Annotated in this window: 22 protein-coding genes, 2 tRNA genes and 1 pseudogene; 13 read left to right on the top strand and 12 right to left on the bottom strand. The window is 38.1% G+C overall.

The window, feature by feature from the left end; translation table 11 throughout:
* Positions 1–67 precede the first annotated feature (67 nt).
* A complete protein-coding gene (locus tag AAW12_RS04320) occupies positions 68–481 on the bottom strand; it encodes a group III truncated hemoglobin (protein WP_231585203.1) in 414 nt (137 codons plus the stop codon).
* Positions 482–648: 167 nt separating this feature from the next.
* Between AAW12_RS04320 and AAW12_RS04315 the strand changes: the two genes are divergently transcribed.
* Positions 649–1,215 (top strand): hypothetical protein, encoded by a 567-nt coding sequence (locus AAW12_RS04315; RefSeq protein WP_046672378.1) that lies wholly within the window; start codon positions 649–651, stop codon positions 1,213–1,215.
* 191 nt (positions 1,216–1,406) lie between these two features.
* Here AAW12_RS04315 and AAW12_RS04310 read toward each other — a convergent pair whose 3' ends face one another.
* A complete protein-coding gene (locus AAW12_RS04310; RefSeq protein ID WP_046672443.1) occupies positions 1,407–1,943 on the bottom strand; it encodes an ExbD/TolR family protein in 537 nt (178 codons plus the stop codon).
* 386 nt (positions 1,944–2,329) lie between these two features.
* Positions 2,330–2,872: a hypothetical protein gene (locus tag AAW12_RS04305; RefSeq protein WP_046672377.1), complete on the bottom strand. Its 543-nt coding sequence runs from the start codon at positions 2,870–2,872 to the stop codon at positions 2,330–2,332.
* A 173-nt stretch (positions 2,873–3,045) separates the two neighbouring features.
* On the opposite strand from AAW12_RS04305, the gene AAW12_RS26605 reads away from it, so the two are divergent.
* Both AAW12_RS26605 and AAW12_RS26600 read left to right on the top strand, forming a co-directional pair.
* Positions 3,046–3,465 (top strand): hypothetical protein, encoded by a 420-nt coding sequence (locus AAW12_RS26605; RefSeq protein ID WP_231585202.1) that lies wholly within the window; start codon positions 3,046–3,048, stop codon positions 3,463–3,465.
* 24 nt (positions 3,466–3,489) lie between these two features.
* The gene (locus AAW12_RS26600; protein ID WP_231585201.1) at positions 3,490–3,936 is read left to right on the top strand and encodes a winged helix-turn-helix domain-containing protein; all 447 of its coding nucleotides are present in this window, start codon (positions 3,490–3,492) and stop codon (positions 3,934–3,936) included.
* Positions 3,937–4,001: 65 nt separating this feature from the next.
* On the opposite strand, the gene AAW12_RS04295 is transcribed toward AAW12_RS26600, so the two are convergent.
* The 6 genes from AAW12_RS04295 to AAW12_RS04270 all read right to left on the bottom strand — a co-directional run bounded on the left by AAW12_RS04295 (position 4,002) and on the right by AAW12_RS04270 (position 7,196).
* Positions 4,002–4,086, bottom strand: a tRNA-Ser gene (locus AAW12_RS04295).
* Positions 4,087–4,363: 277 nt separating this feature from the next.
* Positions 4,364–4,960: a hypothetical protein gene (locus AAW12_RS04290; RefSeq protein ID WP_046672376.1), complete on the bottom strand. Its 597-nt coding sequence runs from the start codon at positions 4,958–4,960 to the stop codon at positions 4,364–4,366.
* Positions 4,947–5,441 carry an RNA polymerase sigma factor gene (locus AAW12_RS04285; protein WP_046672375.1) on the bottom strand — a complete coding sequence of 165 codons (495 nt, stop codon included), beginning with the start codon at positions 5,439–5,441 and terminating at the stop codon, positions 4,947–4,949. The genes AAW12_RS04290 and AAW12_RS04285 overlap by 14 nt, the downstream gene beginning before the upstream one ends.
* 4 nt (positions 5,442–5,445) lie before the next feature.
* A complete protein-coding gene (locus AAW12_RS04280; RefSeq protein WP_046672374.1) occupies positions 5,446–5,823 on the bottom strand; it encodes a hypothetical protein in 378 nt (125 codons plus the stop codon).
* Between the two features lie 308 nt (positions 5,824–6,131).
* A tRNA-Ser gene (locus AAW12_RS04275) sits at positions 6,132–6,216 on the bottom strand.
* 95 nt (positions 6,217–6,311) lie between these two features.
* Positions 6,312–7,196 (bottom strand): bestrophin family protein, encoded by an 885-nt coding sequence (locus AAW12_RS04270; RefSeq protein ID WP_046672373.1) that lies wholly within the window; start codon positions 7,194–7,196, stop codon positions 6,312–6,314.
* Positions 7,197–7,263: 67 nt separating this feature from the next.
* Between AAW12_RS04270 and AAW12_RS04265 the strand changes: the two genes are divergently transcribed.
* The 3 genes from AAW12_RS04265 to trxA are packed head-to-tail and all read left to right on the top strand — an operon-like array spanning position 7,264 to position 9,145.
* Entirely contained in the window at positions 7,264–8,112 is an 849-nt protein-coding gene (locus AAW12_RS04265; RefSeq protein ID WP_046672372.1) for a glycoside hydrolase family 25 protein, read from the top strand.
* Positions 8,113–8,120: 8 nt separating this feature from the next.
* Complete coding sequence (locus AAW12_RS04260; RefSeq protein WP_053003518.1) at positions 8,121–8,849, top strand: rhodanese-like domain-containing protein; 729 nt, start codon at positions 8,121–8,123, stop codon at positions 8,847–8,849.
* Positions 8,849–9,145, top strand: coding sequence for a thioredoxin (gene trxA, locus AAW12_RS04255; protein ID WP_046672371.1), 297 nt, complete (start codon positions 8,849–8,851; stop codon positions 9,143–9,145). Before AAW12_RS04260 ends, trxA begins: the two co-directional genes overlap by 1 nt.
* A 90-nt stretch (positions 9,146–9,235) precedes the next feature.
* Here the strand turns inward: trxA and AAW12_RS26450 are convergent, their stop codons facing one another.
* From AAW12_RS26450 to mqnC, 3 genes are all read right to left on the bottom strand, one after another.
* The gene (locus tag AAW12_RS26450) at positions 9,236–9,397 is read right to left on the bottom strand and encodes a hypothetical protein (RefSeq protein ID WP_167450446.1); all 162 of its coding nucleotides are present in this window, start codon (positions 9,395–9,397) and stop codon (positions 9,236–9,238) included.
* A gap of 153 nt (positions 9,398–9,550) precedes the next feature.
* Positions 9,551–10,111: an SMC-Scp complex subunit ScpB gene (gene scpB / locus AAW12_RS04250; RefSeq protein ID WP_046672370.1), complete on the bottom strand. Its 561-nt coding sequence runs from the start codon at positions 10,109–10,111 to the stop codon at positions 9,551–9,553.
* 9 nt (positions 10,112–10,120) lie between these two features.
* Positions 10,121–11,245 carry a cyclic dehypoxanthinyl futalosine synthase gene (gene mqnC / locus AAW12_RS04245; protein ID WP_046672369.1) on the bottom strand — a complete coding sequence of 375 codons (1,125 nt, stop codon included), beginning with the start codon at positions 11,243–11,245 and terminating at the stop codon, positions 10,121–10,123.
* Positions 11,246–11,748: 503 nt separating this feature from the next.
* On the opposite strand from mqnC, the gene AAW12_RS04240 reads away from it, so the two are divergent.
* The 7 genes and pseudogenes from AAW12_RS04240 to AAW12_RS04210 form a co-directional block, all read left to right on the top strand.
* Positions 11,749–14,979, top strand: coding sequence for a SusC/RagA family TonB-linked outer membrane protein (locus AAW12_RS04240; protein ID WP_084823073.1), 3,231 nt, complete (start codon positions 11,749–11,751; stop codon positions 14,977–14,979).
* Positions 14,980–15,011: 32 nt separating this feature from the next.
* Positions 15,012–16,727, top strand: a complete 1,716-nt coding sequence (locus AAW12_RS04235; protein ID WP_046672368.1) for a RagB/SusD family nutrient uptake outer membrane protein — start codon at positions 15,012–15,014, stop codon at positions 16,725–16,727.
* A 144-nt stretch (positions 16,728–16,871) separates the two neighbouring features.
* Entirely contained in the window at positions 16,872–18,191 is a 1,320-nt protein-coding gene (locus AAW12_RS04230; protein ID WP_231585200.1) for a D-alanyl-D-alanine carboxypeptidase, read from the top strand.
* A 10-nt stretch (positions 18,192–18,201) separates the two neighbouring features.
* Positions 18,202–19,500: an MFS transporter gene (locus AAW12_RS04225; RefSeq protein WP_046672366.1), complete on the top strand. Its 1,299-nt coding sequence runs from the start codon at positions 18,202–18,204 to the stop codon at positions 19,498–19,500.
* A 20-nt stretch (positions 19,501–19,520) separates the two neighbouring features.
* Entirely contained in the window at positions 19,521–20,249 is a 729-nt protein-coding gene (locus AAW12_RS04220) for a (Fe-S)-binding protein (protein ID WP_046672365.1), read from the top strand.
* Positions 20,250–20,271: 22 nt separating this feature from the next.
* On the top strand, positions 20,272–21,162 hold the full coding sequence (locus tag AAW12_RS04215; protein ID WP_046672364.1) for a TIM barrel protein: 891 nt from the start codon (positions 20,272–20,274) through the stop codon (positions 21,160–21,162).
* A gap of 271 nt (positions 21,163–21,433) precedes the next feature.
* Positions 21,434–21,629 (top strand): annotated as a pseudogene (locus AAW12_RS04210) (MFS transporter); the annotation flags it as partial.

Genomic DNA, 21,629 nt, shown 5'->3' with positions numbered 1-21,629 from the left:
ATCACATCAACTAAAAAAGCCCTGGATAGTTTCCAAGGGCTTTTTTTATGAATTGAGATTTTTCTTTTTAGATCAATGGTTTCTTGTTGGGGTTGGCATGTAGATATTCCAGTTTGAACTGAAACATTTGGGCCATTTTCTGCGCACGCCATTTGGCCTCTTCGGCCTTTTGTCCACTGTAAAAGCGATCTACAGTGGCTTCAAATAATTTGAGCCATTGACCAAAGTGTTGTGCATCAATGGGTAAATTAATATGGGGTGGAAAGGGGCTGCCGAAATAACTATGTTCATCTAGTAGGATAGTCTGCCAGAAACTATACATCTTTTCAAGATGTATAGCCCAATTGTCTTGGATTCGTTCTTTAAAAATAGGTCCGAGCAAAGTATCTTTACGTATCGTCGTATAGAATTGATCTACTAATACTTTAATGTCATCGAGTGTTTGAATATCCTGTTTCATTGGCGTATGATCTAAGCTCATGAATAAAGGCCTATAGCTGGATCAAAAACTTTTTCATGATGTTTATCTGGATTAAATGTAGTGACATTTATGGAGAATCGCATCACTTGGATGTAAAGATGTCTCGTTGAAATATTGTAATTCTCTTTTATTGTCAGTAAATTGACTCAATACTAAGGGAAAAACATATGGGAAAATACGTTCTTTTAATCCTATTATCGATGGGATTTTATGCTGTTGAGGCACAGGTTACAACAATTTCGATCAATAAGGAAAATTTTCAGTCTTCTGGTTTTCCATTTAAGGGCAAGCGTGTGTTACAAGTGGAACGCATTCAAACTCCAAAAGAAGATAATTATATTGTTTTTTCAAAAGAGGAGCGGGGTGCCGATCCCGACAAACTTTATGTACAACAATTTCAGCAGATCGATGGAATGTGGCAGCTTGTGGCTGATGAATTGATATCCGAAGAGGGGATCGTTACGTCGGTTTGGGAATCTCGAAAGGCATTTTTTGATGCGGATAGGGATGGTAAATTGGATGCATTATTTATCTATTCAAGGCATCCAAAGGATGACCTACAAAAGCAGCTTAGCTGTATTGGACTAGTTCTTTATAAGAATAAGTTTTACCGTCTCCGTGCAGAGGAAACAGATGGTTATAGTCAAACAACGTTTTCGGACAATTATGCGTCCCTACCAGTTGAGGTAAAAGAAAATGTGGAACGTTATTGGAATAATTTGGATAAAAGATAAATTTAGGGTACGCGTCTCGAATTTACCGAAAGATCGACGGATCATACGATCTTTCGGTAAACTTGTTATTGTTTATTTGATTAGATAGTAAGCATTCCTGCATTTTTTGACGACACTCATTGATTTTACCTATGAAAGGTCCGTTCAATGGGTTGTCTCAATGTATAGATAAGATGTCGTTCAAATCAATGTTACTGGAGTGCAGTGAGTAATTGCTTTTCTTCTTCGATTTGCGTTTTACTGATCACATAGCGTGCAATATGCTGGCCCTTCAATTGATCTATCGTCTGAATAACATCTTTTGTGCGCGCTTCTTTGCTAGGTTTGATCAATACAATCATATCCTTTGTGTTAGGCATGGAACTTATCGTTGCTTTTAACTGTGCAATAACGGCTGAAAGTCCTTTCTCGATATCTATCGGTACTTTTGAAGAGCTGATCGGCTTTTTGAAATCCCCATGATACCACATGAATTTGCCTTCGCCTAGAATAAGAGTTGCTGTGCGGTTTTCATCAATAAGCACCGAACTTTCTATAGCTGATTTACTTTTGTCTGGCATGGCAATATCCATTGCAGATGGTTTATTTAATGTTGTGGTCAACATAAAGAATGTAATGAGAAGAAATGCGAGGTCTACCATAGCTGTTAAATCTACTTTAGGAGCCATTTTTCTGCTTCTTATTTTTTTCTTTCCCGTTTCTTGTGTTTTTTCATTTAATTCTGCCATGATCGTCATCTTTAGGTTAACACGTTGTTGTTACTCCTTATAATGATGTCAGAAAAGAATGGATTCCACAGTGTTTTTTTTAAAAAGCTGGAGTTTTTTTCGGATACTTTCTGTGTTTTTTTCTTAACTGTTGGTAATCAGTTTTTTTACCTGGTGTTTTTGTTTGTTCGTTGTTGATCAGATTTGTTTAATTCGCTTGTTATTTTTCCTTTCATCCAATTTAGGTTGGTTGCTAGGCTGTCGAAATTTATCGAATTGGTTTGGTGACTTAAATTGATTAACAAGGTTACTTTCGTTGTGATTTTAATTTTTGTACAAATAGTTGTGTTTGCAAAAAAGCCCTTCAATGCTGAAAGGCTTTTCTTGTGGAGCGGTTGTTACGTTCTTCAGCAAGCGCCTTGGTTAGGTATGCGTTTATAAATTATTTTGTTATCTCTTTGTACATAGTCGCCCGCTACTATTGGATACGAATACTTAGGCGCGTACATGACACTACGGCTCCTTATCGTTATTTTGTCGTTTACTTTCAAGCTTCGCAATTGTTGAAATTCATTGGAATTTTCCTGGCCAAAACTGAGAATATAGTCTTCACGATTAATCCTAACCATCACTCCGAAACCTAACTGTGCCCCTAATGGAAGATAAAGCGAAGTTACAACTGCCTCAATGTTGGCAGAATTCTTTATCTGATTCTTTATTTTCGCCGCATTGTCAAGTACTTTTATACCTTCGGGAGATTCTTTCCATTTTTTGAACTTTATACCATTGGGGCTCGCTTCCCATTTATTCCTTTCGGCGTTCATTTCAGTAGGAGTGCGTGATTTCGGAGCCGATTTTTTTAAAGTTTCATTTTTGATTTCGCCGTTGGCAAATGCCAAGCCGCTTGCTATCGCAAGCGGTAGGACCAATACATAGATAATTTTTTTCATATTTTTAAAAGTTTAATGAACATTCGATTTATCCCAGTAAATTAGATCCGTTCAAACTTGTTTTTCTCGCATCCCTTTTAGCGTGATGTAACAAAAATACGTTGATGATACTTATATGGCGGGCTTTAGATTGTAAATAGTAATGTAATCTTTGTAAATTAATTGTAAATCGTATGTTTGAAAGGCGAAATATTTTCCTTGGGAACCGGAAGTACTTGTATGGCGGGATAATGCTCTTGTTTATTGCAATGGCCTTTATCGCTTTTGATAGGACTGGTACAGACGATTTTGATCGTGCCAGGAGAGAGGTTTTGCTTCGGCGGATAGGCGATGAACTGCTTACACAGTCGGGTGACAGTAGATCAAGGGTGCTTCCGATTGAAAAGATTCAAGAAAATGAATATCAGATCAGGTTTGAGCATGAAATCACCTTTAAACCGGACTCGTTGGTGAGTGCTATTCAGCGCCTGTTGGTCAATGATCCTCTTGCCAGTGATTACGTTGTTAACGTCCTCAATTGTGGCAACTCAAGCGTAGCTTATGGATATGCTATTTCCAGTAATAAAAAAGATGATATTATTGCTTGCAGATGAAGAGTGCAACCTAAAGGATGTTACATGGTTAACATTAAATTTAAACCTACCGGAATAAACACGGCAGCGAGTAGCCTTTTTTTGATTATTCTGTTGTTTTTAGTATTTGCTGGATTCATTTTTTTGAAAACGGATCGGAGGCGAAGTGCTGTGTTGTACGATCGAAATAACTCTGTTTTAGCCTTTGGGTCAGTTTTGTTTAATCCGCAGGAGCGAGAAATGGTCATTCATGACAACACGATTGATCTCACCGGAACAGAAACTCGTCTGTTGCATATTTTCGCCTTGTCACCTAACCAGACGATAGCACGAACCCGGCTTCAAAAAGAGATTTGGGAAGATGAGGGGATTATTGTCGGGCGCAGCCTGGATATGTTTATATCAAAACTTAGAAAAAAATTGGAGTTTGATCCGACTATCAAAATTACGGTTATACGTGGTAAAGGATATAAACTTGAGGTTAGTTCTTAAGAAGAGTAAGGGGACGGATTGGGCTAAAATGCAAAAAGCCTTTCATTTCTGAAAGGCTTTTTCTGCGGAGAGTGAGGGATTCGAACCCCCGAACCTGTGACAGTTAACGGTTTTCAAGACCGCCGCATTCGACCACTCTGCCAACTCTCCGCGACAAAAGTAGAAATTTTGGGTAGAATTACAAAACTTATTTTACATTTTTCTTTGTTTAAAAGCAGTTTTAGCACTCTTAAATAGAAATGTAGTTGAATACCAGTTGGTTATTTTTAAGGGGTGCCCCTATTTCCGATGTCATATTGGCGACAAAAAAAACTCCGCCTTGGTGGATATTTTCGCTTTAGATGTGATCATAACCTTGTTTTAAGGAAATTGCAAATAAAAATGGAGCTATGAAAGTATTTTTAAGGAGCAAACACGATGCGATTTTTCAATTCCCGAATTGTCGTTCTAGTTCTTGTAATTCAAAAATAACTTCGTTGATGGATCGATCAATTTTAGCGAGTTGTCTTTTGCCTAAATAAAAGTAGGAAAATAGCATCCAGCTGTAGGTTGGAAGGTAAGTGAGTAAATAATAGTTGAAACTGGCACCCACTAGGATTTCCCGAAGATAGATCGAGATTGCTATACAGAGAATTAAATGATAAATGGGCATATTCCAATGAATTCTTTTCTTTCTAAAGGAATCAAACTGTTGCCACTGTTGTAAATGCTCGGTAGGTAAAGCTACTTCATTGATCTTTTTGATTTTACCTACAGTGGTCATCATTAAGGATGCCTGTATAAAACAAAGGCAGGATACGATAAACATCGCCGTGTACAATGCCAGCGTTTTGTGTCTAAAATCAAGGAAATATGCTAGCGCAAGAATAATTAATCCTGTTACAAGCAATAACACAGCACCGGTTATTTCTTTCCTTATTAATTCCTGACGAAAGTCTTTGACCTTACTCAGGCGTTTTGGGGGCAAGATATGTTGTTTGCTATCCTGTTTCCAAAGATGTTGTAAATCGTTAAAGTCTTGCATATTTATGGAAAATTTCAGTTAATTCTTTTTTAATTCGATGGATTTTAACACGGAGATTATTCTCTGTAATTCCCGTAATTTCTGCTATTTGCTCATAAGGTTTTTCATCTAATACCAATGTGATCAGTACTCTATCCGCTTCTTTTAGTTTGCTGATACATTTATACAGCAGATCAATCTGTTGTACTTTTTCATTCGTTGAATCCTCGGGTATATCGATGCAGTTTGAGTCAGTTATTTTTTTTACATGTTGATTCTTTTTTCGCATGCTCGTCAAGCAATTATTGATCGCTATTCTGTAGATCCAGGTGCTTAATTTTGCATCATTGCGAAAACCGTCGAGTTTTTTCCATACAGTAATGAAGGTCTCTTGGACTAAATCATCTGCATTATCTGGGTCTCCAGTATAACTGAGGCATAACTTGCGGATGGCCGGCGCATATTCTTTATAAATAATCTCAAAGTTTTCTTTGTTGGTCATCGGGTTATTTTAAAAATGTGTCTAGTTCAAAAAACCATATCGGCTGGTCATACATATTAAAATGCTTACTGTTGGTAGTGTGTAAAGTTAGCTTTTTTACATACTTATATTGTTGGGAAAGAATTTGCTGTGATTTTTCCAGCGTTTCGTATTTACTGCCTAACACGAAAATCGGTTTCTGTCCATACGCTCCACTACAGCTATATCCTGTGATAAGATTCATCGGTGTTCCTTTTCCATAGATGTTGACCTGAAAATCATATTTTTTTTGTGTATATGCCGATCCGTATATCATAAGTAAAAGTATTGAAATACTGACTTTGATGAAATAACATAAATAGTTAGGTAGATCGTTATTGATACGAAGAATAATAGTTTTCATAAAAATTGAATTTAAAATTAGTAATTATGGTTGTCTGGAATATTCCGCCTATTAGATGTTATAAAGTACAGATTATTACATAAAAAGTGAAAAAGAGTGCATGTGGACAGGAAGAGTTGTGTGAAATGTTATTTTCTTGAAGGTAACAAGCTGATAATTAGAATGGTAGTGCTGTAAGAAAATTGATTTTTTGATGGGGAGAATAGCTGGGAAACCAGATTGAATGGGGATGTGTTGGAAGCCCAGCTAGCTGGGCTTGAATCCAGCTATAAAGCAAAAAGCCCTTCATTTCTGAAAGGGTTTTTCTGCGGAGAGTGAGGGATTCGAACCCCCGAACCTGTGACAGTTAACGGTTTTCAAGACCGCCGCATTCGACCACTCTGCCAACTCTCCGCGACAAAAGTAGAAATTTCGAATAGATTTACAAAACTTATTTTCTATAGATAGTCTTAGCGTTTGAAAATGAGCTAGATTGTTTTTAAAAAAGACTATGAAGGGATAATCTCATGGCAGTGTTTCCTGATGTTGGCCGCAATTTTATCGATCGGTAAATCGTCTTGGTCGATACCAAATGGCTCTTCAATGGACTCACCAATTAATTCAAGAGATGCTAAAACATATAAGATAAATGGTACAGCAATCACAACAAAGTAACCTATGGAGAAAACGTAACCTACTGGAAGGGTCATGGTATAGAAGATAATGAACTTCTTGATAAATGCACTATATGCCAATGGTATTGGCGTATTCTTAATACGTTCACAAGCTCCACAAACATGTGTCATGGTAGTAATTTCCTCATTAAGGATAATAAGCTGATCGCCACTTATAGTTCCTTCTTTATATAGATCATTGATTTTGTGGAAGATCATGGTAGAAACTTGATTGGGGCCATGTTTTTTATTATCCAAAGCTTTTAACTCAGGGTGTTCGTTTTCGTCGAGCATAAACTTGGTGTAATCCGATCTTAAAAAATCGTATAGTGTCTCTGCGAATAGGGGGATTGCCTTTCTAAAAAAGCTACGGTTCACTTTGTCATCTACATCCAGCATGGCATTTAGTTTGTACGAAAAGGCTCTACTTATATTGGTCAACGTACCCCATTGTTTTCGGGCTTCCCACCAACGATCATAGGCTGTGTTTGTTCGGAATACCAGTAAAAGCGATATAACAAAACCGAGAAGATTGTGGACAATGGTTATGTTTTTGACCCAGCTTTTTTCATTTAATTTGAGGTATTCCAATTCAAGAAAGGCAATCATCCAGGAATAAAAAGCGATTAAAACAAGAAATGGCAGTAACTTTTTGAAGGTATCTGATTTATGCAACTTGAAAGTTGCCGAAAGCCAGTCTTTGGGGTTGTACACGATCATACACAAAAATATAAATTGTTGTGAAAATTTTGCGAGTTAATTGCTATTGCCGTAACTTCATCGTGCTATGGTACAACAGCGATCAAAAAGAAAGAAAACAAGTACAAAAGGAAGTCCGGTTCGAGAAACAAAGTGGATTTGGATGATAGCAGGAATGCTGGTGTGTTTCCTCTGTCTTGTTGTGTGGCATTATCGAGCTGGAATTATATACTATTTTCGCGTGGCTACCTCAAAAGACAAGTCTCTAACGAAGGAGGCCAAATACGATATTCGTAACATTGAGATCATGAGCAAACACGATGATAAGGTGTTTGGTATAGACGTGTCTACGTATCAAGAAGAAATAGATTGGCAAAAGGTGAACACAATCAATGATCATTTTCCGATAGATTTTGTATTTATCAGGGCGACAATGGGTGAGAAAGGAATGGATAATAAGTTTAGCCGAAATTGGAGTAAAACGGCAAATAGGGCGGTTTTGAGAGGGGCTTATCATTATTTTAGACCCAACGAAAACTCGGTAAAGCAAGCGAGGAATTTTATTCGAAAAGTTAAATTACAGCCTGGCGATCTTCCACCGGTTTTGGATATTGAGGAGCATCCAAAACAACAATCTATGGATAGCTTGAAAGTTGGGCTAAAACGTTGGCTTGAAGAAGTCGAAGCTCACTACAAAGTAAAACCCATTCTTTACTCCGGAGATAAGTTTTATAGTGATTTTTTGGAAAAGGAGTTTGCCGCTTATACGCTATGGATTGCAAATTACAACTTTTGGGTTGAGAACCCCAAGGAGCATTGGGCTTTCTGGCAATTTTCTGAAAAAGGCTCTGTCAGAGGGATCCAGGGCAATGTGGACTTAAATATATACAATGGTAAAATTGAGGAATTGGAAAAGCTGCTTATTCCTTTTAAATAGTCAAATATATGCGTAGCGTTTTTATCACATTATGTGGGGTCTGTTTTGCACTGTTCAATGTTCAAGTGCAATTGCATGCAGCATCGAAGAAACATCAGGCCGAGATGTCGCAGCCCGCTTCAGATTTACCACGATTAACATTGAAGGAATTTAAAAAAATGCGCCGTGAAACAGCTATTCAAGTTCTTGATACGCGGCCTGGCGATATATTCCTGCAAGGATTTGTGCCGAGATCAATAAATATAGGCTTTAAAGGTCCTTTTGATCACTTTTTGGCACAAGTGTTTCCCAATAAAGCGCAAAAAATTTTATTGATTACAGAAGTAGATAGTCAGGATACGGTTTACAACCATTTATTAAAATTGGGTTATACTCATGTTATTGGAGTTTTGGATGGTGGCATCGAAACTTGGAAAAGTAACGAAGATGTAGTCTCATTGAGCAATATTAGTGCAGGAGAATTTAGGAAAAGATCAGGTCAAGGTCATATTGTGGATGTAAGAACAAATAAAGAATTTGGTAATGGACATATTGACAATGCAATGAATATTCCATTAACAGATTTCGTTAATTTTGGTTCTACACTTAAAAAAGACGATAAACAGCTGTATGTACACTGTCAATCAGGATATAGGAGTGCAGTGGCTATATCTATTTTGAGTGCTAAAGGATTTAAACATATATGCAATATCCAAGGTGGGTATAAGGCATTGCAAGAAGTAAAGGAGAATCAATAATGGCTACTTTTGACCAGATTATTCAATCAAATTCGCTGGTTTTGGTGGATTTTTTTGCGACGTGGTGCGGTCCATGCCAGACTATGGCGCCAATTTTACAGGATGTAAAGGAATTTTATCAGGAAGATCTATCCATCATTAAAATTGATGTAGATAAAAATCCCAAAATTGCTTCGATTTATAAGGTAAGTGGCGTGCCTACTTTTGTGCTGTTCAAAAATGGACAGCAAATATGGCGACAAAGCGGCATGATTCCCAAGATGGAATTACATAAATTGATCGATCAGGCAAAGTAAAAAAAATAAGGCGTTCAATTTGATTGAACGCCTTATTTTTTTAATGATACTCTGGTGTTTTAATAGGTAGTGTTATATCGCACTAAAATATTAAAATTCATCGTCATCATCGAAGTCATCCAATCCTCCAATCGAGTCGATTTCAGGTAAATCGAAATCATCATCGAAATCATCATCATCGTCATCAGGACCGTTGAAAGATGCGAATTTTACTTCTTCAAGATCTTCGTTAGCTAAAGTTGCCGTGTTCATAAAATAATACTTTATTGTTTCTTATTCAATGTTGTAAAATTAGAGAAGAAAACTATTTTTTAAAACTTTTTTTAAAAAAATTATCAAGCTTTATTTTTCTGTTAATCAATATGTTGAATTGTATTTTGAAAATAAAAATTTATTTTATTTTATTTATTCATTTGTTTCGCCAATCGCATTGTCCTCGGTAACGATGTCTTTCAATTGTGGGAGATCTCTTACACCATTGATTCCGAAGTGATCCATGAACTGCTGGCTTGTTGCGTATAGTAGTGGTTTTCCGATACTATCTGCTTTTCCTGCAATTTTGATCAACTTCTTTTCCAGTAAACGTTGAATAGCGTAATCACAGCTGACACCTCTAATCTGCTCCACTTCTAATTTTGTTATCGGTTGTCTGTAAGCAATGATGGCGAGTGTTTCTAGCGCTGATTGACTTAATTTTCGCTTGTTATTATGATTTTGGAGCTGTTGTATCGATTCATGATAAACAGCTTTTGTCAAAAACTGATAGGCGTTGTTGATGTAACGTAATTCGAGTACATAATCTTCATCCTGGTACTTCGTTTCAATTTTTTTAATCAAGTCACGTAGTTCGTCTCTGGATACTTCGATGGCTAATGCTTCCTGCAAAATCTGTTTGATGTCGGCAAGATCTATTCCTTCCGCAGAAGCAAATATTATTGCTTCAATATTTCTTATGACGTCTTTCAATGTATCGTATTAATAGTTAATGACCTGTTCGACCATATGGGCTGGAAGCTCGCGGAACTCGTACTTTTGCGTACGTAATTGTGGGCTGAATCCAGCTTCCAAAATAGCTTCCTGTATTGATTTAGATGTGAATCTATGGGGTGCACCTGCTGCAGAGACGACATTTTCTTCGATCATGATGGAACCAAAGTCATTTGCTCCGGCATGTAGACACAATTGGGCAGTACGTTTTCCGACAGTGAGCCAAGAAGCTTGTATGTTTTTGATGTTAGGAAGCATAATGCGGCTCAAAGCAATCATGCGGATATATTCTTCACTTGTTACATTATTGGTAATACCGCGAAGTCTTTTCAATAAGGTGCCATCATCCTGGAAAGGCCAAGGGATGAATGCTATAAAACCATGGGATTCCTGCGGTTTTTCATCCTGTACTTCGCGAATCCACACCAAATGTTCAAAACGCTCTTCTATTGTTTCGATATGACCAAACATCATGGTGGCAGAAGTTGGTAGATTAATTTTATGGGCTGCCCGCATAACATCTAGCCATTCTTTACCACCGCATTTTCCCTTTGATATAAGACGTCTTACGCGATCATTGAGAATTTCAGCTCCGGCTCCAGGTAGAGAGTCCAGTCCAGCTTCTTTCAATTGTCTCAAAACTTCAATATGGCTCATGTTCTCCAACTTGGAAATATGCGCAATTTCAGGTGGGCCGAGTGAATGTAGTTTTAGCGTAGGGTAAAGCTCTTTTAATTGCTTATAAAGGTTTTTGTAAAACTCAATACCCAAATCCGGGTGATGGCCACCTTGCAGCAGCAGTTGATCTCCACCGTATTTAAAAGTTTCCTCTATTTTTTGTTTATAGCTTTCGATATCGGTAATGTAACTCTCTTCATGACCGGGACGGCGGAAAAAGTTGCAAAATTTGCAATTAGCAACACACACATTTGTGGTATTGACATTTCTGTCGATCTGCCAGGTTACCTTACCGTGAGGCACTTGTATCTTACGCAATTCATTGGCTACGAAAGTCAAATCAGCTGTAGGTGCGTTTTTATATAAAAAAACACCTTCTTCCTTTGATAGGAACTCAAATCGGAGCGCCCGTTCTAATAAATTACTTACATTCATTAACAACAAATATAAGCACCTTTTAGTTTATTTGGACCTATTTGTAGAATATTTGACATTGCACAATGAATTTTGGGTAAGGTTTTCGGTAATGAAAACAAAAGGATGTGCTTGTGTAACAATAGTATTGCAATTCGGCTTAGTGTATAAAATACAATAACTTGATTTATAGCACTTTGTGAATTAATTAAGATTTTTCCTTTTTTTTACATTTATTATTCTTTACATTTATTTAACAGATTTTAACATTTCTGGAAAATAACCAAATTAAGTAAAAAATGAATAACCAAGGGGAATGAAACTGTCAACGATATCGCATTGTTGTCGTCAGACCTAAAAAAAATGACCAAGAACTTAAATAAACCAATATCAGCTAAAACAACTAAAGAATAAACATAAATTTTTTAAACCACCTATTTAGTAAAATTATGATGAAAAAAACGGACAAAAATTGCTGTTTTGATCTCATATTGGGCCAAAAGTTCAATAAGAGGTTTCTGCTTATGAGTTCTCTTCTCATTGGGGGAGGAATGACCACTCATGGATTTGCCAGTGGATTAGTTAGCCATGGCAAAGTTGAAGTCGTTTCATTAATGAAAACAAAGAGTATACAGCAGACGCCTATCAAGGGTGTCGTGAAAGATGCTGCTACAGGTCAAGGTATTACTGGTGTATCTGTGAAGGTTAAGGGAAGTAGTAACGGGACGTCGACCGACGAGAATGGTGCGTTTACCATTCAAGGAAAGGTAGGGGATGTGTTGATTGTTAGTTACATTGGGTATAAAAGCACTGAAGTTACTGTTTCTTCAAAAGCTGATCTTGCCATTTCGTTGAGCGGTTCAGAAGATGCCTTGGAAGAGGTCGTTGTGACAGGTTATTCGGCACAGCGTAAGAAAGATTTAACAGGTGCGGTCGCTGTTGTCAATGTGAAGGAATTGAAGACCACACCGGCTGCGAGTGCTGTTGAGGCATTGCAAGGGCGAGCAACAGGGGTTCAGATCGTAGTGGACGGCGCTCCTGGTTCTACACCACAGATTAAAATTCGTGGCTATAGTACGATTAACAACAATGAACCTCTTTACATTATTGATGGAGTGCCTTATGAAGGAAAGTTAAGCTGGTTGAATCAAAATGATATTGAAACAATGCAGGTGTTAAAAGATGCATCAGCAGCTTCAATTTATGGTTCACGCGCAAACAACGGTGTCGTAATTATTACAACTAAAATTGGTAAAGAGGGAAAACCTCAATTTAACCTTGATTCTTACTATGGTGTACAAGTACCAAACAGCTCACGTTTTCCAAAAATGTTGTCTCCACAACAAACTTTGGATATAGAAAATAGATTAAATGGCACAAATAATGTGCTTCCGGACTATCTTATCGCCGGACCTAAAGTAGGCGGTAAAGATGTAATCACTGCAGCGGATATCGATATGTCAAAATATAAATACGATGCAAGCAGCCGTTCGGACTTCTATCAGATTACGAAAGCAAATAAGGCCGGAACGAACTGGTTTGATGCTTTGTCTCAAAATGCCCCCACACAATCACATCAGCTTAGTGTTTTAGGCGGCGGAGAGAACGCTTCATACGCGATTTCTGGTGGTTATCTGAAACAAAAAGGGACAATTATTCACACGGGGTTCGAAAAATACAATCTTCGTTCAAATACGCGTTTTTCGGCTTTCAACAATAAATTGCGTTTTGGGGAGAATATGCAATATAGCTTTACGGAGGGATTTGGTGTAGGTGTAAATACCAATGTTGCTGGTGATTATATCGGTGAAGGTAGTGCATTAGGTTTTGCATATCGTATACACAATATTATTCCAGTATATGATGAAGGTGGAAATTTTGCGGGATCCGTTGGTGGCCAATTTGGTAATGGTGAAAATCCGGTAGCTATTGCTTACCGTGCAAAAGACAATAGAAACAAGAGCAATATGTTTTTCGGTAACGTTTTCGGTGAATTTGATATTGTCTCAGGTTTGACCTTCCGAAGCAGCTTTGGTATGAAGTATGAGAATTACAATGGTGTTTCTTATACTTATCCAAATCCTGAATTTACAGAAGGAAGTTTTAATAATGGAATAAATGAATATTTTGGATTGAATAAAGAATGGACCTGGACAAATACATTAAATTACAAAGCGACATTTAATGACGAGCATACGTTAAGTATTCTTGCGGGTACAGAGGCAATTCAAAACCGTAATAGACAAATTTCAGGAAAAGGAAATGGCTTTTTCACGATGTCAAGTCTTGATTATCTCTATTTGGGTGCTGCATCTACAGGTCGTGTAAGTGATGGTTCGGGTGCAATTGGATCACTGTTTTCGATCTTTGGAAAAGTGGATTATTCGTTCAAAGATCGTTATATCTTAAGTGCAACTGTACGTCGCGATGGTTCTTCTAACTTTGGACCGAACAACAAGTATGGAACGTTCCCAGGGGCGAGTGCGGCTTGGCGTTTGTCGCAAGAAGAGTTCATGAAAGGTGTTTCATGGATTTCTGACCTAAAAATCAGAGCAGGTTATGGGGTAACGGGTAACCAACGTATTCCAGCTAACCAATATTTAAATCGTTATCAAGTTGCTATTAATTCTTCTTCTTATCCAATCGATGGAAGTTTAACATCGGGTATGTGGCAGAATGCGTATAATAATCCTGATGTAAAATGGGAACAAGTATCCGCATTGAACATTGGTTTGGACTTTACGCTTGCCCAAGGTGACTTTGATGGTTCTTTCGACTGGTATAACAAGAAAACGAAAGACATGTTATACCTGCTACCATTACCAGCGGTTGCCGCCGGTCGTGCGGGATCACCTTATGTAAATATTGGTGATATGCAAAACAAAGGGGTTGAGTTTTCATTGAATTACCATTATGGAAGACGTCAAGAAAGCCAATTTAAATTCGATCTGTCGGCTACAATATCGCGAAATGTGAACAAAGTTGTTGCCTTGGCGCCTTCTGTTACTCAACAGGTTTACGGTAGCTTTAGAAGTATGGAAACTTCTATCTTAAAACCAGGAGAGCCAATTGGTGCTTTTTATGGTTATAAGGTAATCGGTATCTATTCGGATGCAGATATGTCAAATGCAAGCGTGGCCAAATATGAGGATGGAAAATCGCGAGCAGGCGGACTTAAATTTGCGGATATTAACGGTGATGGAAAAATCGATGCCAGCGATCGTACGATCATAGGTAGTCCACATCCTGATTTTGTGTACTCATTCAATATCAATGCATCTTATAAAAATTTTGACTTTATGGCTTATTTCTATGGGTCAAAGGGTAACCAAAATTATGAGGCGACGCGTTATTTTACGGATTTTGGCGTATTTAGAGGCCAAAAAAGTGTACGTGTCTTAGACGCATGGGATGCCAAAACAAATCCTTCAAGCATGATTCCGTCGCAAGTGGTGGGGGCATCGGCGTACGAATATGCTTCTTCGAGCTATTACGTTCAGGATGCGAGCTTCTTAAAGTTGAAGAATCTGCAGGTTGGATATAATTTTGATACAAATAAGGTGTTCGGTAATAATACCGGTATCAAAAAATTGCGTGCCTATATTGGTGCAACAAATCTATTTACAATCACAAAATATCAAGGCCTAGACCCAGAAGTAAGTGCAACACCTTCAACATATTCTGCTTTGGGGGTAGACTTCGGAGTGTATCCACAAGCACGTCAGTATATGTTGGGTGTGAGTCTTGGTTTTTAAGGTTTAATGATTTAAGTTAAAATTTGATTGAAATGAAAAAAAGAAATATAATCGTCGTTCTCGGAATATCAATGGCTTTGCTATCTTCTTGTGGTAAATCTTTCCTGGAACGTATTCCACAGGGGGAGTTGTCTGACACGCAGGTTGCTAACTCAAAGGGTATTGAAGCTGAATTGATTGGTGCATACGGCATTTTAAATGGCAATGTCAATGGTACTTGGGGAAACTATTCTTCAGCACCTAGCCAGTGGTTGTTTGGAGAGGTTGCGGGGGATAACGCCCATAAAGGTTCTGAAGCTACCGATCAACCTAATATGAATATGATCGAGTTTCATACACCAAATAGTTCTAATGATAACCTGAGCCAGATGTGGGAGGTATACTATGAGGGTGTGCTCAGAGCAAATAATACGTTACGACTTTTGAATGCGGATCAGGCAGGTGCAAAAACAGTGACTGCGGACCGTGCAAAGCAAATTCAAGGTGAAGCCAGGTTATTGCGTGCACATTATTATTTTTACCTCTGGCGTGTTTTCAAAAACTTAGCCTACGTGGATGAGACTATGACGGTGGATGAGGCCAAGGTTAAACCTAATAAAGATGATGTATTGCCTAAGATCATCGACGATCTAAAATTTGCAGTGGATAATCTTCCTGCCACTAAGATCAACCAACAATCAGGCCGTATGGATAAAAATATCGCTAAGGCATATTTAGGTAAGGTTTATTTATACCAGAAAAAATATGCTGATGCATTGGCCTTGTTTAAAGACGTTATCGGTGCAAAGGATCTTCGTACGATGCCGTATCAAAATAACTTTGACGTACTTACAAAAGACGGCCCAGAGGCATTACTGGTGTCGAAACACGTGATTAACCCAGATGGATCTGGTGACAATGCCAATGTTGGCGATATGTTGTCTGGATTAAATGGAAGTAATCCTGTAGGTTGTTGTGGTTTCTATCAACCGACCATTGATTTGGTCAATGCGTATAAAGTTGATGCAAATGGCTTACCATTGTTGGATGGTTCTTATCGCAATAATCCATATAAATCAGATTTCGGTTTGTCTGATGATGCAAAGAAAACATACAAACTTGATGTGACGCTTCGTTTTGATCCACGGTTGGACTATACGGTTGGTCGTAGAGGTGTAAATTTCTATGATTATGGTGTCATGCCAGGCGATGCATGGATTCGTGAGGTGAGCTCGGGAGGACCATTTGTTGGTATAAAAACAATGATTCCGAAGAGTCTGCATGCGACACATACGGCGTCAGGAGCGGCATATATTACTGACTTGGATGTTAATATTATTCGTTTAGCTGATGTTATTTTAATGGCAGCGGAATGTCAAGTTGAATTGGGCGATTTAGGTGCAGCGATGAATCTGGTAAATGCAGTTCGTGAACGTGCGGCAAAATTACCTCCAAAAACGACTGGCGATAATGTTGCGGCGGCAGTATATGTTGTTAAACCCTATACTTCTTTCCCAGACCAAAATTATGCGCGCAAAGCTGTTCGTTTTGAACGTCGTTTAGAATTGGCGATGGAAGGACATCGTTTCTATGACCTCGTGCGTTGGGGTGAGGCGAAAACTGTATTGGAAAGCTACGCAACGTTTGAAGGTGGTTTTATGTCACGTTATAAAGGCTTAAACTATAAGCCACAAAATGATTACTTCCCAATTCCACAATCGCAGATTGACAGAAGTGGTGGAGCTCTGACACAAAATCAAGGGTATTAATTTTTGATAGTTTTAACAAGGAAAGGGGGAGGCGGATGTCTCCCCCTTTCCTTGTTAAGGGTTTGTGTCTGATCAAAGGATTTGTATCTGAATTTTGGCAATAGACGAAAGGGAGTTCATGCAGTTTTTTGTATGTTTGAACTGATGAAAAAAAAATTAAGTGCATTATTGCTGCTTTGGTTTCTGCCCGCTGCTACTTTTGTAGCTAAAGCTCAGAGCTTTGAGGATGTTTATCAGCTATTTCAAGAATCTAAAATATTAAATGATCATTTTGTTGGTTTTTCTTTATACGACCTCAATGCCAATAAATATGTCATGGACATAAACGGCAATAAGCATTTTACGCCGGCTTCCAATACGAAAATGTATACCACGTATGCTGCACTGGCACTGTTGGGAGATTCAATACCTGGTTTGGAGTATGTGGAACGCGGAGACTCGTTGCTTATCTGGGGGACTGGTGATCCGACCTTTCTGCATAATCGTTTAGATACCCGGGTAGTATACAACTTTTTGAAAAATACGAATAAACGCATTTTTGTTGTACCAGGAACAATGAAGAATAAGTTCTTTGCGCATGGTTGGGCTATGGAAGATTTTGAGGCTTACTATCAACCTGAAATCAGTACATTTCCTATTTATGGCAATGTGGTCACTTTTCGACAAAAAGGTAATCATTATCTATCGACCTCTCCAGCAAGTTTTCAAAATTCACTGGATTTTTTGCCGGAACCCAAGGTGGGCGATTTTGAACTTTCCCGGTCATTTCGTGCAAATTCCTTTTGGATGTCCAAGCGCTCCATTCCCAGCGGTTATGTCAATGAAGTTCCATTTATCTATTCTGATAGCTTATTTACTAAATTATTGTCGGATAGTCTAGGTAAATCCGTCACCTTACTATCTTACCAAAAACCAAGCAATACTAAGATACTCTATTCCGGCAGTACCAAAAATTTAATCCGTGAAATGATGTTGCCAAGTGATAATTTTATTGCTGAACAGTTTTTGATGATGTGTTCGTGGAAACAATTCAGTCAATTTGATACTTACTTGGTACGGGACTGGATGAAGAATAACGTTTATAAATACTTTTCAGCTGAGGTCGCCTTATTTGATGGATCGGGTCTGTCGTCCTATAACAAGGTGACTCCGCAAAATAATGTAGATCTATTGGTCCTCTTGAAAAATAAGTTACCGGATGAGCAAGAGCGTTTCCGTCTTTTTCCGGCTGGAGGTGTCGATGGCACCCTAAAACGTACCTATAGCAAAGATCTCGGTGAACCGTTTGTTTTTGCTAAAACGGGAACGATTACATCTGTCTATAATCAGAGCGGTTATCTGATTACGCGGACAGGAAGGCGCTTGGCATTTTCTTTTATGAACAATAATTATATAGATGATCGAGCAAGTGTAATTCGTAAAGAAATGGCTAAAATAATTACTTATATTCGTCAAACTTATTAAGCCAATTAAAATGGAAGCAATTGTAAAAAACAATAAAAAATTGATTCGTTCTTGGGCCATGTTCGATTGGGCCAATTCTGCTTACAACCTTGTTATTACTTCCACGATATTCCCTGTTTATTATACCGCAATTACGACGACAAAAGAGCATGGTGATGTTGTTCGTTTCTTTGGGATTGAAGTCGTCAATACCGCACTTTCCAATTTTTCTTTGGCCTTTGCCTATTTGCTGATGTCTTTTTCTTTGCCCTTTATTTCTTCCTACGCTGATGCAAAGGGGAAAAAGAAACAGATTATGAAATTTTTCACCTATGTTGGAGCGGTTGCATGTATGTGCTTATTTTTCTTCAAGCTTGAAACGTTGGAAATTGGCATCATTTGTTTTGTGCTTGCAGCGATGGGGTATATTGGCGGTGTTTTGTTTAACAATTCTTATTTACCGCTTTTGGCGACTGTCGATCAACAAGATAAAGTGAGTGCGCAAGGTTTTGCTTATGGATATATTGGCTGTGTCACTTTACAGATTCTTTGTTTTATAGTGGTGCTTAAACCTGAATGGTTTGGTATTACAGATGCTTCACTACCGGCTCGTATATCGTTTCTAATGGTCGGATTGTGGTGGCTTGGGTTTTCAATGATCCCTTTTAAATACCTGCCTAAAATTGATGCGACCGAGAATAACACCGGTAAGAGTTTTGTACAGAATGTACGGGATGAATTCGGGCATGTTATCCAAAAGATCAAAGGTATTCCAGAAATAAAACAGTTTTTGCCGGCTTTTTTCTTTTATGCAATTGGTGTTCAGACCTTGATGATTGTAGCCTCTTCTTTTGGAGAGAAAATTTTGCATTTAGGCGCAGAAAGGTTGATTGCAACAATTCTTCTCATCCAGCTCGTGGCTATCTTAGGTGCATTTTTAATGTCTTATTTATCTACGCTTTTTGGAAATATTAAGGTGTTGATCGTTGTGGTGATGATCTGGATCGGCATCTGTATTGCAGCATTTTATTTATCTACTCCACTTCAGTTTTATATAATTGCTGCACTGGTCGGTTTAGTGATGGGCGGGATTCAGTCCTTATCACGTTCAACCTATTCTAAGTTAATTCCGACGGATATTAAAGATACGACGGCTTTCTTCTCTTTTTATGACGTTACAGAAAAAGTTGCTATTGTCATTGGATTATTCTCATTCGGGTTTATAGAACAGGTAACACATAATATTCGATATTCGGCATTGGTTCTTTCTTTATTTTTTGTAATTGGATTGTTACTTTTGGTCCGGATATTAGTATCCAATAAATCTTAATTTTATTGATTGAATTGCATATGAAAGTAGAACTTTTTGTTCCTTGTTTTATAGATCAGCTTTACCCTGAAACCGCTTTTAATACGGTTCGTTTATTAGAAAAAGTCGGTTGCGAGGTCGTCTATAATCCTGAGCAGACATGCTGTGGCCAGCCGGCCTATAATGCTGGATTTTGGGATGATGCGAAACAGGTCGGACGGAAGTTTTTAGGTGACTTCTCGGGAGATCATGTGATTATTTCTCCTTCGGCGTCCTGTACTGGTATGGTACGACATGCTTATAATGATTTATTCGCAAATTCGGTAGATTCCCATCAATGTCATAAAATACAACAACAGGTGATGGAAATCTCTGATTTTTTAGTAAACGTGCTAAAAAAAGAGTATTTTGGAGCTGAATTGGAGGGTGTTGCGGTATACCATGATTCTTGCTCGGCTTTGCGAGAGTGCAAAATTAAAGAGGAACCACGGAAATTATTGAGTAAGGTCTTAGGTTTGGAGATGGTGGAGGTGAAAGATAGCGAGACATGTTGTGGGTTTGGGGGAAGTTTTGCCGTTAAATTCGAAGGAATATCCGCAGCAATGGCTGAGCAAAAAGTGCGCAATGCACTTGATCTGAATGCGGATTATATTATTTCCACTGATTCATCTTGTTTGCTACAGCTTCAATCTTATATCGATAAACATAAATTACCCATTCAGACGATGCACCTCGTTGATGTGTTGACCACTGGCTGGGGAAATATTTAAATAACACATTAAATCTAAACACATGAATTCAAGAAGAGATTTTCTTAAAAACCTTGCGCTAGCATCTGCTGGTATCGCATTAGCTCCCTCATTGGAGAGTTTTGCGGCAGCAAAGAAAGATTGGTTTGACATTTCCTTGGCTGAATGGTCATTGCATAAATCCTTGTTTAAGGGAGATTTGAACAATTTGGATTTTCCAGTATTGGCTGCCAAAAAATACGGTATCTATGGGGTGGAATATGTGAATCAGTTTTTTAAAGATAAGGCTAATGATAATAATTACCTTACTGAGCTAAATATGCGCGCGAAAGATAATGGTGTACGTAATGTACTTATTATGATTGATGGTGAAGGAAATCTCGGTGACGAAGATGAAACAAAGAGAAAACAAGCTGTGCAAAACCATTATAAGTGGATTTCTGCAGCTAATTTCTTAGGTTGTCATGCCATTCGTGTCAATGCGGCTGGAAAAGGAACGCCTGAGGAAGTGAGTAAGCGTGTTGTTGAAAGTTTAACAACACTATCTGATATCGGTAAAAAAGCGGGCATTAGCATTATTGTAGAAAACCATGGTGGTATCTCTTCGCATGGTGACTGGTTGGCCAATACATTAAAAGCAGTGGGTAGTAAATATTGTGGAAGTTTACCCGATCTTGGTAATTTCTATGAGTATGATCGTTACCAAGGTGTAACGGATTTAATGCCTTATGCGCATGGTGTGAGTGCCAAAACACATGATTTTGATGCCAATGGTAATGAAACGCAAATTGACTATGAGCGTATGTTGAAGATTGTTAAAAAAGCAAAATTCAAAGGTTATGTGGGGATTGAATATGAGGGAAGTAAGTTGAGTGAGGAAGAGGGTATTTTTGCTACTAAAAAATTATTGGAACGTTTGCGTCCTTTGATTTAAAATTTAACTATTCGAGTTCTGTCTATGGACAGAACTCGAATAGTTAAATAGGTTTTAATTGATGTGTTGCTCGGATGCAACAACTAAAAAAACTGAAGTCCATTTGTTAGAAACCTATTAAAATCTTCACTATCTTGCTTGAGTATATGAAGATGAGTAAATAACTACTTTCTTGGTGTAGAGGACCATCGGATTTTTCCATTTACTGATGGTATACTTTATAAATGGAAATCGCACTACCTTATTTTGAAAAATAACGACTAAAAAAAACATGAAGTTTGAAAAAAATGCTGTTCTTGAAACCCATTTGCAAAAAGTAGTGGCGGAACATGTATTGGTGCAAGGGCATCCAGCCGGCTTGTTCGTATTATTCGTCACAGAGATGTGGGAGCGTTTTAGCTATTATGGTATGCGGGCGCTGTTGGTGAATTTTCTAGTTTCTACCATCGCCCAACAAGGATGGGGCT

It is taken from the genome of Sphingobacterium sp. Ag1, assembly GCF_000988325.1.
Taxonomy (GTDB): domain Bacteria; phylum Bacteroidota; class Bacteroidia; order Sphingobacteriales; family Sphingobacteriaceae; genus Sphingobacterium.
This window is presented reverse-complemented; position numbering and strand designations above follow the sequence as displayed.

Bases quoted from the DNA above. Each gene is read 5' to 3' on its own strand.
- mqnC (WP_046672369.1), bottom strand. From the start codon at position 11,245: ATGAATGTAAGTAATTTATTAGAACGGGCGCTCCGATTTGAGTTCCTA.
- AAW12_RS04285 (WP_046672375.1), bottom strand. From the start codon at position 5,441: ATGACCAACAAAGAAAACTTTGAGATTATTTATAAAGAATATGCGCCG.
- AAW12_RS26600 (WP_231585201.1), top strand. From the start codon at position 3,490: ATGGTTAACATTAAATTTAAACCTACCGGAATAAACACGGCAGCGAGT.
- trxA (WP_046672371.1), top strand. From the start codon at position 8,849: ATGGCTACTTTTGACCAGATTATTCAATCAAATTCGCTGGTTTTGGTG.
- AAW12_RS04235 (WP_046672368.1), top strand. From the start codon at position 15,012: ATGAAAAAAAGAAATATAATCGTCGTTCTCGGAATATCAATGGCTTTG.
- AAW12_RS04320 (WP_231585203.1), bottom strand. From the start codon at position 481: ATGAGCTTAGATCATACGCCAATGAAACAGGATATTCAAACACTCGAT.
- AAW12_RS04220 (WP_046672365.1), top strand. From the start codon at position 19,521: ATGAAAGTAGAACTTTTTGTTCCTTGTTTTATAGATCAGCTTTACCCT.
- AAW12_RS04265 (WP_046672372.1), top strand. From the start codon at position 7,264: ATGGTACAACAGCGATCAAAAAGAAAGAAAACAAGTACAAAAGGAAGT.
- AAW12_RS04290 (WP_046672376.1), bottom strand. From the start codon at position 4,960: ATGCAAGACTTTAACGATTTACAACATCTTTGGAAACAGGATAGCAAA.
- AAW12_RS26605 (WP_231585202.1), top strand. From the start codon at position 3,046: ATGTTTGAAAGGCGAAATATTTTCCTTGGGAACCGGAAGTACTTGTAT.
- AAW12_RS04260 (WP_053003518.1), top strand. From the start codon at position 8,121: ATGCGTAGCGTTTTTATCACATTATGTGGGGTCTGTTTTGCACTGTTC.
- AAW12_RS04270 (WP_046672373.1), bottom strand. From the start codon at position 7,196: ATGATCGTGTACAACCCCAAAGACTGGCTTTCGGCAACTTTCAAGTTG.
- AAW12_RS04315 (WP_046672378.1), top strand. From the start codon at position 649: ATGGGAAAATACGTTCTTTTAATCCTATTATCGATGGGATTTTATGCT.
- AAW12_RS04310 (WP_046672443.1), bottom strand. From the start codon at position 1,943: ATGGCAGAATTAAATGAAAAAACACAAGAAACGGGAAAGAAAAAAATA.
- AAW12_RS04225 (WP_046672366.1), top strand. From the start codon at position 18,202: ATGGAAGCAATTGTAAAAAACAATAAAAAATTGATTCGTTCTTGGGCC.
- AAW12_RS04305 (WP_046672377.1), bottom strand. From the start codon at position 2,872: ATGAAAAAAATTATCTATGTATTGGTCCTACCGCTTGCGATAGCAAGC.
- AAW12_RS04230 (WP_231585200.1), top strand. From the start codon at position 16,872: ATGAAAAAAAAATTAAGTGCATTATTGCTGCTTTGGTTTCTGCCCGCT.
- AAW12_RS04215 (WP_046672364.1), top strand. From the start codon at position 20,272: ATGAATTCAAGAAGAGATTTTCTTAAAAACCTTGCGCTAGCATCTGCT.
- AAW12_RS26450 (WP_167450446.1), bottom strand. From the start codon at position 9,397: ATGAACACGGCAACTTTAGCTAACGAAGATCTTGAAGAAGTAAAATTC.
- AAW12_RS04240 (WP_084823073.1), top strand. From the start codon at position 11,749: ATGAGTTCTCTTCTCATTGGGGGAGGAATGACCACTCATGGATTTGCC.
- AAW12_RS04280 (WP_046672374.1), bottom strand. From the start codon at position 5,823: ATGAAAACTATTATTCTTCGTATCAATAACGATCTACCTAACTATTTA.